Raw genomic sequence first — 14,919 nt, forward strand, 5'->3', positions numbered from 1 at the left:
GGCTGCCAGGGGCAGCCTTTATCGTCAGGACTTAGCCATTCCGGTCAGGGCGATCGATAATATGATCTTCCCAGTCGCGCACTTCACTTTCCCGCACTGCAATGTAACGTACAGAAATTCGCTGCGCATGCATCGCATTTTTTGAGCCCGTCAGCAGCGGATGCCAGGCAGGCAGCGGCTTCCCCTCGCCCAGTAAACGGTAGGCACAGGTGCGCGGTAACCAGTCAAAGGTGGTCAGATTTTCGCGCGTCAGCTTGATACAGTCTTCTTCATATTCAAAGCGACGCGCATAGTTACGGCACTGGCAGGTTTTGATGTTGAGCTGATTACAGGCGACATTGGTGAAATAAATTTCATCCGTGTCCGCGTCCTGAAGTTTGTTCAGACAACACTGACCACAACCATCACACAAGGATTCCCATTCCTCATCGCTCATTTGTGCCAGGCGTTTGTGTTGCCAGAAAGGGGTTTCAGTCATGATGATTGTCCAGATTTAGCGTAAACCGCACCTTATAAAGCGATCAGCACGCTGATGCAAGTTTTACAGCACGCGCGTACTGATTCCGTGACCGGCAAAGGAGACTTCCAGCGTGTCGCCTGACCGCATTGGGCCCACCCCTTCTGGCGTACCGGTCAAAATGACGTCGCCAGCATGTAGCGTAAAATACTGACTCATATGGGCAATCAGCGGCAGGATTTTGTGAATCATATCTGACGTATTGCCATCCTGACGGACTTCCCCGTTTACTACCAGCTTCAGATCGGTATTCTGGGGATCGCCCGCAAACTCCGCGACCGGTATGAAACCTGACAGCGGACAGGCGTTATCAAACGCTTTTGCTTTTTCCCAGGGTTGTCCGGCTTTTTTTAAGCCCGCCTGCAGATCGCGCAGCGTCAAATCCAGCGCCACACCATAACCGGTAATGGCTTTCGCCACGTGCGCTTCGCTGGCCTGTTTTAGCGTGGTGCCGATCAACACCGCCAGCTCGACTTCATGATGCACTTCACCAAAGGCATCAGGAATGGATAAAGGCTGCCGCAGATCGCACAAGGCCGAAGCCGGTTTAATAAAGATAACCGGTTCGGTCGGCGTCGCACTGCCCATTTCTTTAATGTGTTTCGCATAGTTGCTGCCCACGCAAACCACTTTGCTGACGGGATAATCTAACAAAGCGCCTTGCCAGTTACGATGCTGATACATGCTAATCCCCTGTTTCATGATGCCGGACGGTCAGTCTTCGACGATTAAAAAGCATACAGGGCAGCACCGCACAGCGCTCCCCTGCGTAGCCATTGCGATGATTTAACCTGACAGATGCGCAGGAATTGTCAACCTGCCCGCCAGGCTATTTGTGCGTCAGTACAGGAAAACGCGGTGCGGCAGGTTACCGGGAAGGGGAAAACAGCGGCGCTGCACAATTAATATTCAGCGCGGATGCAAAATATAAATTTGCCGTTCACTGCCGCACATCAATAATATTAACGGAACAATCCGAGTTAATCTTTTTTGTCCGCCTCAAGATGGGTTTTTAACAAACTTTCAATCGGCGGAGGAATTTGCAAATAATATCCCTGCTCGCTTAACCCCTGCTTAACTTTATTGATGTCGGCGTTGGCCAGCTTGTCGCGTTGGGCAAGGTTAATCACCATGGCCAATTGCGGTTTACCAAAGCCTTTCAACAGCGCGTCAGGCACGCGCGAAAAATCGTCTTTTTTTTCAACATAAAGATAAGTCTGGTCACGGACGGGACTTCTGTAGATCACACAAAACATATTTTTTACTCGAATTAACCCGCGCTGAGGCTTGTTTGAATATAGCGCTAACTATAACATGCTTGCAGTACTTCGAATATTCGCCGATCGCGCTTTAACGATGCTTTTATCATCGCTTAGCACAGGGTAGTAAAACAGGACTGAGTCGGGACAGATGCCGCAATCGCCAATCGAATTTAAGGGAAGCAGTTTTACCTTGTCTGTTGTTCATTTGCATCACCATGAGCCAGAGGTGATCCGCAAAGCGCTTCAGGACAAAATTGACCAGGCACCCGATTTCCTGAAAAACGCACCAGTGGTGCTGAATGTTGCGGCACTCAATGCCGCCGTAAACTGGAAACAGATGCTGCAGGCGGTAAGCGCTACGGGACTGCGTATTGTCGGTGTCAGTGGCTGCAAAGACGAGGCGTTGAAAAAGCTGATCGCCCGTGCCGGTCTTCCGGTGCTGGCAGAGGGGAAAGAGAGCCAGAAACGTGAGGAGCCAAAACCTGAACTCAAACTGGTTGCTGCGGAACCTCTGGCCGCGAAGACACGCATCGTCAATACACCGGTCCGTTCAGGCCAGCAAATCTATGCCCGTAATGCGGATTTGATTGTGACCAGTAGCGTCAGTGCCGGTGCAGAACTGGTCGCTGACGGCAATATCCATATTTACGGCATGATGCGTGGTCGGGCGCTGGCAGGCGCCAGCGGCGACAGAGAATGCCAGATTTTTTGTACCAACCTGTCCGCAGAGTTGGTTTCTATCGCCGGGGAGTACTGGATTATGGATCAGATCCCCGAAGAATATTTTGCTAAAGCAGCGCGGCTTTGCCTTCAGGATGGCGCGCTGACTATCCAGACACTTAATTAGGCCCCTTTTCTTTCGTTAAGGAAATCAATATTTATGGCACGCATTATTGTAGTTACATCCGGTAAAGGGGGCGTTGGTAAGACCACGTCAAGCGCGGCCATCGCCACCGGTTTAGCGCAGAAAGGCAAGAAAACGGTTGTCATCGACTTTGATATCGGCCTGCGTAACCTTGATTTGATCATGGGCTGCGAGCGCCGGGTTGTTTATGATTTCGTGAATGTTATTCAGGGTGATGCCACGCTGAATCAGGCCCTGATCCGCGACAAGCGCACTGAGCAGCTGTATATTTTGCCTGCCTCACAAACCCGTGACAAAGACGCGCTGACCCGCGAAGGCGTCGAGAAAGTCCTGAATGATCTTGCGGAGATGGAGTTCGATTTTATTGTTTGTGACTCCCCTGCGGGCATTGAAACCGGTGCGTTAATGGCGCTCTATTTTGCCGATGAAGCCATCATCACCACTAACCCGGAAGTCTCTTCGGTTCGCGACTCTGACCGTATTCTCGGTATCATTTCGTCCAAATCACGCCGTGCGGAAACCAGCCAGGAGCCGGTTAAAGAGCATCTGCTGCTGACCCGCTATAACCCGGGTCGTGTTAACCGTGGCGATATGCTGAGCATGGAAGATGTGCTGGAAATTCTGCGCATACCGCTGGTCGGCGTCATCCCGGAAGACCAGTCTGTGCTGCGTGCCTCAAACCAGGGTGAACCCGTGATTCTGGACGCGGAGTCCGATGCGGGTAAAGCCTATGCCGATACCGTTGAACGGTTGCTCGGTGAAGTTCGCCCCTTCCGCTTTATTGAAGAAGAGAAGAAGGGTTTCCTGAAACGCCTGTTCGGGGGATAAACCATGGCATTACTCGATTTCTTTTTATCCCGGAAGAAGAACACTGCCAACATAGCCAAGGAACGGCTGCAGATTATTGTGGCAGAACGGAGAAGGGGCGACAGTGAGCCCCACTATCTTCCGCAACTCAAGCGCGACATTCTGGACGTGATTTGCAAGTACGTGAAGATTGATCCGGACATGGTGACGGTTCAGCTTGATCAGAAAGGAGATGATATCTCGATTCTGGAACTGAACGTCACCTTACCTGAAACGGAAGACGTAACGAAATGACGCGTCTGGTTTCCTGAGATTCCCCTGCGCAGTAGCAGGGGAATTTTTTTTTTATATCTCGGCAAGTATCTCGCTAATGCCGGGTTTCAGAAGCGCACCGCGCCAGCCTGCCAGCAGTTCGGGCTCACGGTTCTGTGGCTTTAATCCCCAGTGCTGACTCAACACCTGATTAATCTGTCGACGTGATGCCAGCAGTTCCTGGCTTAATCCGCTCTGTTCACTGACCTGCTGTACCAGTGCTTTAATCGCTTTAAAAGCCCGTTTGTAATGCACGTGATCCACCAGATTCGCTAACGGCGGCGGTAACGCACTGTCCTCCAGCGCGGCGGCTTCAGCAACCCGCGCCAGCATTGCCCTGCCGTGGAAACGGATCTCGTGGCCGGACAGGCCCAGATGGTCTAACTCCCCTTGCGAGCCCGGCATAAAGCGCGCCACTTTCCACAGGTTTTCTTCACGCACCACAAAATTGACCGCCATGTCTTTTTCGCGGGCAACGTTAAGCCGCCATGCCGCCAGGCGCTGCAGCGCGGCCAGTTGACGCGGACGCAGTTGCCAGGCGTTGGTGATGTCCCGCCATGCGTCCTCGGGATCAAGCACATCTAAACGGCGCTGACACAGGTTTTCACATTCGCTCAGTGCCGCCGTCACGTTCCCCACCTGCTCCACCTGCGCCATCAGCTGATGCGCAATGGGCAGCAGGTAATGCACATCCGCTGCGGCGTACTGACACTGCCGCTCAGTCAGCGGACGGGCCAGCCAGTCGGTCCGGGCTTCACTTTTGTCTAATTCCACCTGAGTGAAATGCGCCACCATTGAGGCGAAACCCCAGGAAAGTGGCTGACCGCTGAACGCCGCCAGAATCTGTGTATCGATCATGGGCTGTGGCAGTACCCCAAAGCGGTGCAGGAACACTTCCAGATCTTCCCCCCCGGCGTGCAAAAATTTGGTCACGCGGGTATCCGTTAAGAGCGCAATAAACGGTGACCAGTCACGGACAGGTAACGGATCGATCAGGACTAACTGCTCGCCATCAAACAGCTGGATTAACCCCAGCTGAGGATAGTAGGTCCGGGTACGGACAAATTCGGTATCCAGGGCGACAGCCGTATGCTGGCGTGCTTTTTGACACACCTCGGCCAGGTGATCATCGTTATCGATCAGAGAATAGTTCACGTTCAGTTTCCACCGCAGCTGACAACGTGCGGTGCTCCATGTTAAAAGCAATAAAAACGCCGGACAGTGCCGGCGTTCAACCTGAATCCTGACGGCGAATCAGCTTGCGCTGGTTTTCACCTCGTCGCGCAGTTCACGACGCAGAATTTTTCCTACATTCGTTTTAGGCAGTTCCTCACGAAACTCAACAATCCTGGGCACTTTGTAGCCTGTCAGTTGACGGCGACAGTGGTCCAGCAGCTCTTCTTTGGTCAGCGACTGATCTTTCTTGACCACACAAACCTTCACCGCTTCACCGGACAACTCACTCGGCACACCAATGGCTGCCGCTTCACGCACTTTCGGATGCTGCATCAGGACATCTTCTATCTCATTAGGATAGACGTTGAAGCCCGAAACCAGAATCATATCCTTTTTGCGGTCAACGATGCGGATAAATCCTTCGTGATCAACGGTAACAATATCGCCGCTGTGGAGCCAGCCATTTTTCAGGACCTCTGCCGTGGCCTCCGGATGCTGCCAGTAACCCAACATTACCTGCGGCCCACGAATGCATAATTCGCCGGGCTCACCAGTGGGGACTTCATTACCGTTTTCATCCAGAATAATGACATCCGTTGAGGGAACCGGCAAACCAATACTGCCGGTGTGGCAGTTAATGTCGTAGGGATTAACCGACACCAGTGGGGAACATTCCGTCAGCCCATAGCCTTCCAGCAGATAGTGCCCGGTCAGTTTTTCCCAACGTTCCGCCACTGCTTTTTGCACCGCCATCCCCCCGCCCGCGGACAGACGTAACGTCGAGAAGTCAAGTTTGTTAAAATTATCGTCGTTGAGTAAGGCATTGAACAGCGTGTTCACGCCGGTTATCGCCGTGAAAGGATACTTCGCCATTTCTTTCACAAAAGCGGGAATGTCGCGCGGATTGGTGATCAATACGTTTTGCCCACCCAGTTCCACGAACAGCAAGCCGTTCACGGTCAGCGCAAAGATATGGTAGAGCGGCAAGGCCGTCACGACGCACTCTTTGCCGTCGCGGAGTAACTTGCCATACGTCGCCTTGGTCTGCTCAAGGTTTGCCTGCATGTTTCGGTGCGTCAGCATCGCACCTTTCGCGACGCCGGTCGTCCCGCCCGTGTATTGCAGGAATGCCAAATCATCATTACTGACCTGTGGACGTCGATACGGCATTGACGCGCCCGTTTCCAGCACATGGCGAAACGATATCGCCCCCGGCAAATGATACTTGGGCACCAGCCGCTTCACATACTTCACCACAAAATTCACCAGCGTGGCTTTTACCGGTGCCAGTTGATCCCCCATCCGGGTCAGCACCACATGTTTGACCGCCGTCTCAGCGACGACTTTTTCCAGCGTATGTGCAAAGTTCGACACGATGACGATCGCACTGGCACCGCTGTCATTTAGCTGATGCTTCAGTTCACGCGGGGTATAAAGCGGATTGACGTTAACCACGACCATGCCGGCCCGGAGCACACCAAACAGCGCGACCGGATATTGCAGCAGGTTCGGCATCATGAGCGCGACGCGCGCGCCCGGTTGTAACCTGAGTTCGTGTTGCAAATATGCCGCAAACGCCCGGCTTTTCTCGTCCAGCTGGCGGTAGGTCATTTTTTGACCCATGTTGTAAAATGCGGGCTGTCCGGCGTAACGCACGACAGCCTGCTCAAATAAATCGACCAGAGACGTATAACGATCAGCATTAATTTCGGCAGGGACGTCTGCCGGGTAGCGTTTCAGCCAAACCTTATTCAAGGATTCACCCCGATAATCTTGTTGTGTACTCATCGCCGCCTCAACAATCGTATTTGTTAACAATATTTTAACTGATTGTACCAGTTTGCTCTTATTGGCATGTTGAGGTTGCGAAGCCCATCACTAAATTTCGTGTTGGTTAACGATGCAAATAAAAAGCCCGGTTGCGAGCACCGCGACCGGGCCTGATCAAAACGGATGTCACACTATTGCGTGAGGATGGTCTCGACCTGAGCCGGACCGGGGTTGTACATGCCCCAGTAAGGATTCGGACCCCAGTAACCACCACGATGGCGCGTGGGGCCATACCAGATCCAGGGATCGAGAGGCTCTGGCGGTGACACGATCTGACGGGTCAAATGCCAGCGCTGGTAACCCCGAACATCAACGACCACAAACGAGTAGTTTGCTTCGCCGATTTTACCGGGCTCCGTTCCCTTAATCGTGCCGAGAACGGTGACGTACTGGTCTTTGACATCCGTCGGGTCAACAAAACCGGGAATGTCGGCATAGATACGCCCTACCGAGCTGGCCCCCAGCACCGGGCGCGCGCCGTCATCCAGCGGCTGGGTCGCAATTTCCAGCCGGGTTTTGCCATTGCGGTTAATTACGTTGACCACTTTACCGCCAAAGCGCGACTCCTGGCCGACATAGAGGGCCGGATTGCTCATCACCCGCAGTAAATCCTGCTGGGGCAACGCTGAGTGACCTTTAATCGTATCCGGTACGGAAACACAACCACTTAACACCAGGGCGCAGACCAACATCACACCGGCAACGCCTCTACGACACATTGACATAGACATTCTCCTGAAGGTTGATGTTTAGAGTGCCCCGATAACAATAAGTTGCGTTGCCTGTCAGCGGCCCGGCAGTTTTTTCCATGCCACTTCATTACGCAGATAGGTTGGCTCAGCCTGTTCGGGCAACACGGTTTGCCCCTGTGCTAAGGCGCGCGCCGCCAGGGGCAACATGTCCTCAGCCGCTGGCAGCAAAACGCCGCTGTCTTTGAGCTGGAGTGCATGGCCCTGCTGCAGTACCGGCCAGGCCTGCCATCCGGTACCGGCGGTATACCACTCCCCGCTCAGCGCCTGCATGCGCTCCAACGCGGCCTCGGGCGTAAGCACGCTTTCCGTTGCTTCACCTTGCCAGATACCGTCCTCATCGCGCTGATATTCTGCCCAGTACACTTCACCCATGCGCGCATCAATCGCGGTGAGTACCTGACAGGCACCGTGCTGACGCCAGGCGCCCTGCGCCAGCGTGGCCAGGGTGGAAATACCCGCCATCGGTAACGCCGCGCCGAGTGCCAGCCCCTGGGCAATACCAATCCCGATACGCACGCCCGTAAAACTGCCGGGCCCGCGACCAAAGGCCAGCACATCGAGTTCGGTGAGTTCCAGTTGCTGAGCCTGCAGCAGCTCGGCGACCAGCGGCAAAATGCGCTGTGTGTGATCGCGCGGCGCAATTTCAAAACGTGCGTCACTCTCTTGCCCGTTAAGCAATGCCGCAGAACAGGCTTCTGTCGCTGTATCCAGCGCTAAAATTCGGACCGACATATCGACCTCTGAAGATTCAAAACGGCGCGCATCTTAGCACACAATTACGCGCCAGGTTGCTGATGAATAAAGGCAATAGCTTGCGCAAGATCACGCGTGCGTGGTGTGGGCGGCAGACTGCTCAGAAAAAGTGCGCCGTAGGGCCGTGACACCAGCCGCTGGTCGCAGATGACCAGAACGCCGCGGTCGTCCGTATCACGAATCAACCGGCCCACGCCCTGTTTTAGCGTAATCACGGCATCCGGCAGTTGCACATCGCTGAAGGGATCGCCGCCGCGGATGCGGCAATCTTCCATCCGGGCCTTAAGCAGTGGATCCTCTGGCGACGTAAACGGCAGCTTATCGATAATGACCAGCGACAGCGCATCTCCCCGCACATCCACGCCTTCCCAGAAGCTGCTGGTCGCCACCAGCAAGGCATTCCCTTTATCGATAAACTCTTTGAGCAACTGTCCTTTGCTGGTTTCGCCCTGCACCAGCACCGGCAATGTCATGGAGGCCCGGAACTCGGCGGCCAGCTCACGCATCATCAGATGAGAAGTGCATAAAAAGAAGCAGCGGCCTTTGTTCGCCTCGATCAGCGGCTTCATCATTTTTGCCAGCTGACGCGCGCCACCGGGGCGATTGGGCTCAGGCAGATTGCGTGGCACACAAAGCAGCGCCTGCCGCGCATAGTCAAACGGGCTGTTGAGAATCAGGTTTTTTGCCTGACTGACGCCCAGTCGCTCGGCAAAGTGATCCATCTTTTCATCTACAGCCAGGGTGGCAGAGGTAAAAATCCAGGCCGCTTTACGGTTATCCATGACCTCGCGGAAACGTTCGGCAACCGACAAAGGCGTCAGCGCCAGCACAAAGTGACGCGATGTACATTCATACCAGTAGCTAAAGCCCGGTTCGCTGATGGCACGAATCCGTTTCAGTCGCGTGCGATAGAGCGCCGCGCGCTCAAAGGCCGCATCCAGCAGGGCAGAACGCCCAAGCGAAAGTTTGATCACGTCGTAACAGAGTTCCAGCGCATCATCCAGCAGCGTAAACATGCGCATGATGTTGTTATCGCTGAGGAGGTCGCGCAGGTTGCCGCGGTAGCCCGGTTCTCCCAGCGTCAGGCGAAAGTCCTGAGCACACTGGGCCAGACGGTCAGCGGATTTTTGCAACTGCTGAACGTCCCGCACTTCCGTGCGGTAGGCGATAATGATGTCTTTGGCGAGATCGGCTAACTGACGACTCGACAGCTGCTGACCAAAATACTGACTGGCGATATCCGGCAGTTGGTGCGCTTCATCAAAAATCATGACGTCCGCTTCAGGGATCAGTTCCCCGAATCCGCCCTCTTTTACCACCAGATCGGCCAGGAAAAGATGGTGGTTGACCACGACGACATCGGCGTCCATCGCTTTTTTACGTGCTTTAACGACAAAACAGTCTTTATAAAGGGGGCAGTCGCTGCCCAGACAGTTGTCGTTGGTGCTGGTAACCAGCGGCCAGAGCGGACTGTCTTCGGTGACGCCGGCACAGGTACTGATATCGCCATCCGGGGTTTGCGAGGCCCAGCTGCGGAGCGTGACAAAATCCGTGAGAGCCTGAACGCTCATATCGTCCCCGGTCGCGGACTGCTGCTCCATACGCTCCAGGCACAGATAGTTGGACCGGCCTTTAAGCAGCGCAGTTTTACCGGTAAACGTAAGCGCTTTCGCAATGGTGGGGAGATCGCGCGCGTAGAGCTGATCCTGCAGGGCTTTTGAGCCCGTTGACACGATCACCTTTTTCTTCGCCCGCAGCGCCGGAGCAAGATAAGCGTAGGTTTTACCGGTGCCGGTCCCCGCTTCGACGACCAGTTCACCCTGATTCTGTACCGCCTCGGTGACCGCCTGCGCCATTTCACGCTGGGCCTCACGCGGTTTAAAGCCCGCAATGCCTTTTGCCAGCGCGCCATCAATTGCAAAATCGTCTGCCACGTACCCTCTCAATTACGGCCGAAAACACTGTATATTATGTCAGCATTGCAGCCCTGAAGGAAATCACAAACGGCAGCATTCTGCATGAAGTCTGCTGACCGGATGCGTTCAGTCAGTCTGACGGGCCAGGCCGCCCGTTATCGTCACGGGCTGATGTAGAGCGCACCCGCAACCAGTATCGCCATCAGGACGACAAGCGTAAAAAAACCGTGTTTTGCGGTACGCGACATACCGACAAACGTGGCGATCACAATAAACAGCAGCGTCAGTGCCCCGAACATTACCCAAAAGAGATAGTGCGTATTGGCCATGCGTTAATCCTGATTGTTCTGAACAAGTAAGCGACGCTTTATACCACTTTTCGCTGACGGTTGCGCGACTGACGGCGACCGTCTTCTGCAAGGGATGACAATCGTACCGGGAATATGTCAGGCTAGGCGTTCAGAAAATCAGGAGAAGAAAATGAGCATTACGCGCGTTGATCCCGAACACCGTATGTCCGAAGCCGTTATTCATAACGACACCATTTATTACACCAGTGTGCCCGAAAACCTCGACGCTGATGCCGAGGCGCAAACGGCTAATGCGTTAGCGGTGATCGATGCCCTGCTAACGCGCGTAGGCAGCGACAAAAGCAAAATCCTTGACGCTACCATTTTTCTGGTCGACAAGGCGGATTTCGCCGCGATGAATCGCGCCTGGGATGCGTGGGTTTCCCCCGATAACGCCCCGGTTCGCTGTACGGTCCAGGCCGGGTTGATGAATCCGAAGTATAAAGTTGAAATAAAAATTATCGCGGCCCGCTGATCCCGAGCCCCGGGCGTCAGCCTTCATCGTCCTCTTCGAAGCGCGCCCGGATCATTTCACCTGTGTGGCTTTCACGTATCTCCTGTGCCACAACGGTAATCGCTTCACCGCTGGACATCCCTTCGGCCATTAACTGTTGAATGCGCTCTACGGCGCGCTGCTGCTGATCGTGTGAGAGTGCGGGTAATCCTGTCATCATCATTTTCTCCTGTTAAGGGCTGTCATTATTTCATGGGGAACAAACAGGTGCCAGTCAGGGAAAAATATGTCAGTCTAACGGCCTTACTGATGTCAAATTTCGTGCTCAATGATCGTTCAAACTCATAACCTGTGTTATTCGCCCGACGCTATCACCCACTATTTTTCGCGCATTGCGCATTTACCTTGGGCGATGCTGCTTTCGTCCGGCCAGGCCAGTCACAGTGATAACCGTTTTGATATTTTGACGGCGGACCCGCTTACCACCCTGACAACCCGTGGCAGCATAACAGAAATTCAGCAGGGCGATCGCGTTGAAACGCGTACTGACGATCCGCTCTCCTTATTACAACAGCAGTGTGATGCGCTGGGCGCTAAGCCACCGCGTCACCCCGATTTGCCCTTTCAGGGCGGGGCGCTGGGGCTGTTTGGCTATGATCTGGGGCGACGCTTTGAAACGCTGCCCGATACCGCCCTTCACGATCTGACTACGGCAGACATGGCCGTGGGCATCTATAACTGGGCACTGATTGCCGACCATCACCTCGGTAAACTCACCCTGGTCGCCCTGGACGATATCGCCTCGCGCCTTGCCTGGCTGGAAAACTGGCCCGAACGTGACGCGGCGGCGTTTTCCCTTACCAGTGACTGGCGGTCAAACCTCAGCATAGACGACTACGCGGAACGTTTTAATAAGGTACAGGCCTATATTCAGGCCGGTGACTGCTATCAGGTCAATCTGGCACAGCGCTTCAGCGCCAGCTATCAGGGGGATGAATGGCGGGCATTTTGTATGCTCAACCAGGCCAATCGCGCCCCGTTCAGCGCATTTTTGCGCCTGCCCGACAGCGCCATTCTGAGCCTGTCTCCTGAGCGCTTCCTGGCACTGGATCAGCAGGTTATCACCACCCGTCCCATCAAGGGTACGCGTCCGCGTGCGGCCGATCCTGAGGCGGATGCGGCCCAGGCTGAAAGTCTGCGCACGGCGGCGAAGGACCGCGCAGAAAACCTGATGATAGTCGACCTGCTGCGCAACGATATCGGTCGGGTCGCCATCGCGGGCTCCGTGCACGTGCCCGAACTGTTTGTGGTCGAGCCGTTCCCGGCAGTCCATCATCTGGTCAGCACTATTCAGGCCACGTTGCCGGATCATCTTCATGCCTGCGATCTGCTGCGTGCCTGTTTTCCCGGCGGCTCGATTACCGGTGCGCCTAAAATTCGCGCCATGGCGATCATTGATGAACTGGAGCCTCACCGCCGCAATGCCTGGTGCGGCAGCATTGGTTATCTCAGTGTCTGCGGCAGAATGGATACCAGCATCACCATTCGTACGCTGATTGCTGAGCGTCAGCATCTTTACTGCGCAGCGGGCGGCGGCCTGGTCGCCGACAGTGATATGGCCTCGGAATATCAGGAAACGCTGGATAAGGTCAGTCGCATTCTGCCTGCACTGGAAAAAGGAGCCTGAATGGCGCTGACGCTGGCTGATTTTCGCACCCGTTTTCTCCTGCAGCAGCCGCTGCATAACGCCCAGCCGCTGTCGGGGCGACATGCCGCTGTGTTAATCCCCGTCGTTGCCCGTCAACAGCCCGGCTTGCTGCTGACGCAACGTTCGCACGCCTTACGTAAACATGCCGGTCAGGTGGCCTTTCCCGGCGGGATGCAGGATCACGACGACAGCTCACTGGTGGCGACAGCGCTGCGAGAAGCGCAGGAGGAAGTGGGCATCGCACCCGATCGGGTTGAGGTGCTCGGCTGCCTGCCTCCGGTGACCAGCAGCACAGGTTTTCAGGTCACACCGGTGGTCGGCATTGTGCCTGCAACCCTCGAATTGCGCCTTAATCCTGACGAGGTTCAGAGCGCCTTCGAAATGCCCCTGACCGAAGCGCTTCGTCTTAGTCGCTACGCCGAACTTGACTATTATCGTGCCGGCATTCGCCACCCGGTGTGGCTTTCTCATTATCAGGGCTATCTGGTGTGGGGAATGACAGCAGGCATTATTCGTGCCCTGAGCCAGCAAATTGCATTTTAGTTGAGGGCGAGCCCATTTCTGCGCCTGAATTCAGCCTTTTGCGCCATGTCACACTATAATTTTTTCTGGTGGAGTTAATTAGTTTATTTCATGCGAAAAGCAGCACGTTTACCCTGCCTCGCCGTTTACTATTAGCGCCATTAACTGCCACGGCAGTCTGCAAGTTTTTGTGAGGAGTGTCACCCATGATTTCGGTTTTTGACATGTTTAAAGTGGGCATCGGCCCATCCAGCTCTCATACGGTCGGTCCGATGAAAGCGGGTAAACAGTTTGTAGAGTTGTTGTCTGAACAAGGCAAGCTGCATGAGGTGACACGCATTGCGGTCGATGTCTATGGTTCCCTGTCGCTGACCGGTAAAGGTCACCATACGGATATAGCGATTATTATGGGGTTAGCCGGCGAATCGCCTGACAGCGTCGATATCGACGCCATCCCCGCGTTCATTAAGGATGTGCAACAACGTGAACGCCTGCCCCTTGCCAAAGGCGCGCATGAAGTCGATTTTCCGCGTGAAGGCGGTATGGTGTTCCGTAGCGAAAATCTCTCCCTGCACGAAAATGGCCTGCGCCTGCTGGCGTTCTCCGGCGACCTGCTGGTGCTGTCTAAAACCTATTACTCTGTCGGCGGCGGCTTTATTGTCGATGAAGAGCATTTTGGTCAGTCGGCCCTGGACGAAGTCACGGTGCCCTGGCCCTTCCACTCGGCCAAAGAACTGCTGGCCCACTGTCGCGAGACCGGACTTTCCCTGTCCGGGCTGGTGATGAAAAACGAGCTGGCACTGCATTCACGTGAAGAGATCAATGCATATTTTGCGACCATCTGGCAAACCATGCAGGCCTGTATTGACCGCGGTCTGAATACCGAAGGTGTGCTGCCCGGGCCGTTGCGGGTACCGCGCCGGGCGGCGTCACTGCGGCGTTTGCTGATCTCCTCAGCCAAACACTCTAACGATCCGATGGTGGTGATTGACTGGATCAACATGTTTGCGTTGGCGGTTAATGAAGAGAACGCGGCGGGCGGTCGGGTGGTGACCGCACCGACCAACGGAGCCTGCGGTATCGTCCCCGCCGTCCTGGCTTACTATGATCACTTCATTGAACCCGTCACGCCCGACATTTTTATTCGCTATTTTCTCGCCTCCGGTGCCATTGGCATTTTGTATAAAATGAATGCCTCTATTTCCGGCGCGGAGGTCGGTTGTCAGGGAGAAGTCGGCGTTGCCTGCTCAATGGCTGCGGCAGGTCTGGCCGAACTGCTGGGCGCCAGCCCTGAGCAGGTGTGCGTGGCCGCCGAAATCGGGATGGAACATAATCTGGGTTTGACCTGCGATCCGGTTGCCGGCCAGGTTCAGGTGCCCTGTATTGAACGTAACGCAATCGCCTCGGTGAAAGCGATCAACGCGGCACGTATGGCCCTGCGCCGTACCAGCGAACCGCGCGTCTCACTGGATAAGGTCATTGAAACCATGTACGAGACCGGCAAAGACATGAACGCGAAATACCGCGAGACATCACGGGGCGGACTGGCGATAAAAGTTCAATGTGACTAATCATTCAGTCTGTTTATTTTTAAATTGCGCCCGTTAAACAGTGCATTAGCAAGTCCTGCCTGATATAAATATTAACGACGCTAAAGCGACCCGACAGTCGCTTTAGCGCGTTCTTCACAGCCTT

Annotated in this window: 17 protein-coding genes; 7 read left to right on the forward strand and 10 right to left on the reverse strand. The window is 54.8% G+C overall.

Features of this window, described 5'->3' with window-relative positions:
• Positions 1-31: 31 nt before the first annotated feature.
• The 3 genes from G5574_RS03065 to G5574_RS03075 all read right to left on the reverse strand — a co-directional run bounded on the left by G5574_RS03065 (position 32) and on the right by G5574_RS03075 (position 1,773).
• Positions 32-478 carry a YcgN family cysteine cluster protein gene (locus G5574_RS03065; RefSeq protein ID WP_033741898.1) on the reverse strand — a complete coding sequence of 149 codons (447 nt, stop codon included), beginning with the start codon at positions 476-478 and terminating at the stop codon, positions 32-34.
• 63 nt (positions 479-541) lie between these two features.
• Entirely contained in the window at positions 542-1,201 is a 660-nt protein-coding gene (locus G5574_RS03070; protein ID WP_164482015.1) for a fumarylacetoacetate hydrolase family protein, read from the reverse strand.
• 296 nt (positions 1,202-1,497) lie between these two features.
• Positions 1,498-1,773 carry a YcgL domain-containing protein gene (locus tag G5574_RS03075; protein WP_006119443.1) on the reverse strand — a complete coding sequence of 92 codons (276 nt, stop codon included), beginning with the start codon at positions 1,771-1,773 and terminating at the stop codon, positions 1,498-1,500.
• Between the two features lie 154 nt (positions 1,774-1,927).
• Here G5574_RS03075 and minC point away from each other — a divergent pair, with 154 nt between their 5' ends.
• Genes minC through minE form a run of 3 tightly spaced genes read left to right on the forward strand, consistent with a single transcriptional unit; the run spans position 1,928 to position 3,745 of the window.
• Positions 1,928-2,626: a septum site-determining protein MinC gene (gene minC / locus G5574_RS03080; protein WP_006119444.1), complete on the forward strand. Its 699-nt coding sequence runs from the start codon at positions 1,928-1,930 to the stop codon at positions 2,624-2,626.
• 33 nt (positions 2,627-2,659) lie between these two features.
• Positions 2,660-3,472, forward strand: a complete 813-nt coding sequence (minD, locus tag G5574_RS03085; RefSeq protein ID WP_006119445.1) for a septum site-determining protein MinD — start codon at positions 2,660-2,662, stop codon at positions 3,470-3,472.
• 3 nt (positions 3,473-3,475) lie between these two features.
• Complete coding sequence (gene minE, locus G5574_RS03090; RefSeq protein WP_006119446.1) at positions 3,476-3,745, forward strand: cell division topological specificity factor MinE; 270 nt, start codon at positions 3,476-3,478, stop codon at positions 3,743-3,745.
• Between the two features lie 51 nt (positions 3,746-3,796).
• Here the strand turns inward: minE and rnd are convergent, their stop codons facing one another.
• The 6 genes from rnd to G5574_RS03120 all read right to left on the reverse strand — a co-directional run bounded on the left by rnd (position 3,797) and on the right by G5574_RS03120 (position 10,519).
• Positions 3,797-4,918 carry a ribonuclease D gene (gene rnd, locus G5574_RS03095; protein WP_033741901.1) on the reverse strand — a complete coding sequence of 374 codons (1,122 nt, stop codon included), beginning with the start codon at positions 4,916-4,918 and terminating at the stop codon, positions 3,797-3,799.
• A 99-nt stretch (positions 4,919-5,017) separates the two neighbouring features.
• Positions 5,018-6,694: a long-chain-fatty-acid--CoA ligase FadD gene (fadD, locus tag G5574_RS03100; protein WP_164483185.1), complete on the reverse strand. Its 1,677-nt coding sequence runs from the start codon at positions 6,692-6,694 to the stop codon at positions 5,018-5,020.
• Positions 6,695-6,900: 206 nt separating this feature from the next.
• Positions 6,901-7,494, reverse strand: coding sequence for a Slp family lipoprotein (locus G5574_RS03105; RefSeq protein ID WP_058701809.1), 594 nt, complete (start codon positions 7,492-7,494; stop codon positions 6,901-6,903).
• Positions 7,495-7,554: 60 nt separating this feature from the next.
• Complete coding sequence (gene tsaB / locus G5574_RS03110) at positions 7,555-8,253, reverse strand: tRNA (adenosine(37)-N6)-threonylcarbamoyltransferase complex dimerization subunit type 1 TsaB (RefSeq protein ID WP_164482016.1); 699 nt, start codon at positions 8,251-8,253, stop codon at positions 7,555-7,557.
• Between the two features lie 44 nt (positions 8,254-8,297).
• Complete coding sequence (yoaA, locus tag G5574_RS03115) at positions 8,298-10,208, reverse strand: DNA repair helicase YoaA (protein ID WP_164482017.1); 1,911 nt, start codon at positions 10,206-10,208, stop codon at positions 8,298-8,300.
• A gap of 143 nt (positions 10,209-10,351) precedes the next feature.
• Complete coding sequence (locus G5574_RS03120; RefSeq protein ID WP_006119453.1) at positions 10,352-10,519, reverse strand: hypothetical protein; 168 nt, start codon at positions 10,517-10,519, stop codon at positions 10,352-10,354.
• Between the two features lie 151 nt (positions 10,520-10,670).
• Between G5574_RS03120 and G5574_RS03125 the strand changes: the two genes are divergently transcribed.
• Complete coding sequence (locus G5574_RS03125; protein WP_006119454.1) at positions 10,671-11,015, forward strand: RidA family protein; 345 nt, start codon at positions 10,671-10,673, stop codon at positions 11,013-11,015.
• A gap of 16 nt (positions 11,016-11,031) precedes the next feature.
• On the opposite strand, the gene G5574_RS03130 is transcribed toward G5574_RS03125, so the two are convergent.
• Positions 11,032-11,214 carry a YoaH family protein gene (locus G5574_RS03130; RefSeq protein WP_006119456.1) on the reverse strand — a complete coding sequence of 61 codons (183 nt, stop codon included), beginning with the start codon at positions 11,212-11,214 and terminating at the stop codon, positions 11,032-11,034.
• Positions 11,215-11,322: 108 nt separating this feature from the next.
• Between G5574_RS03130 and pabB the strand changes: the two genes are divergently transcribed.
• From pabB to G5574_RS03145, 3 genes are all read left to right on the forward strand, one after another.
• Entirely contained in the window at positions 11,323-12,681 is a 1,359-nt protein-coding gene (pabB, locus tag G5574_RS03135; protein ID WP_164482018.1) for an aminodeoxychorismate synthase component 1, read from the forward strand.
• The gene (locus G5574_RS03140) at positions 12,682-13,245 is read left to right on the forward strand and encodes a CoA pyrophosphatase (RefSeq protein WP_006119458.1); all 564 of its coding nucleotides are present in this window, start codon (positions 12,682-12,684) and stop codon (positions 13,243-13,245) included.
• Between the two features lie 185 nt (positions 13,246-13,430).
• The gene (locus G5574_RS03145; RefSeq protein ID WP_033741913.1) at positions 13,431-14,795 is read left to right on the forward strand and encodes an L-serine ammonia-lyase; all 1,365 of its coding nucleotides are present in this window, start codon (positions 13,431-13,433) and stop codon (positions 14,793-14,795) included.
• The last annotated feature ends 124 nt before the right edge of the window (positions 14,796-14,919 follow it).

The organism is Pantoea stewartii, from assembly GCF_011044475.1.
Classification (GTDB): domain Bacteria; phylum Pseudomonadota; class Gammaproteobacteria; order Enterobacterales; family Enterobacteriaceae; genus Pantoea; species Pantoea stewartii.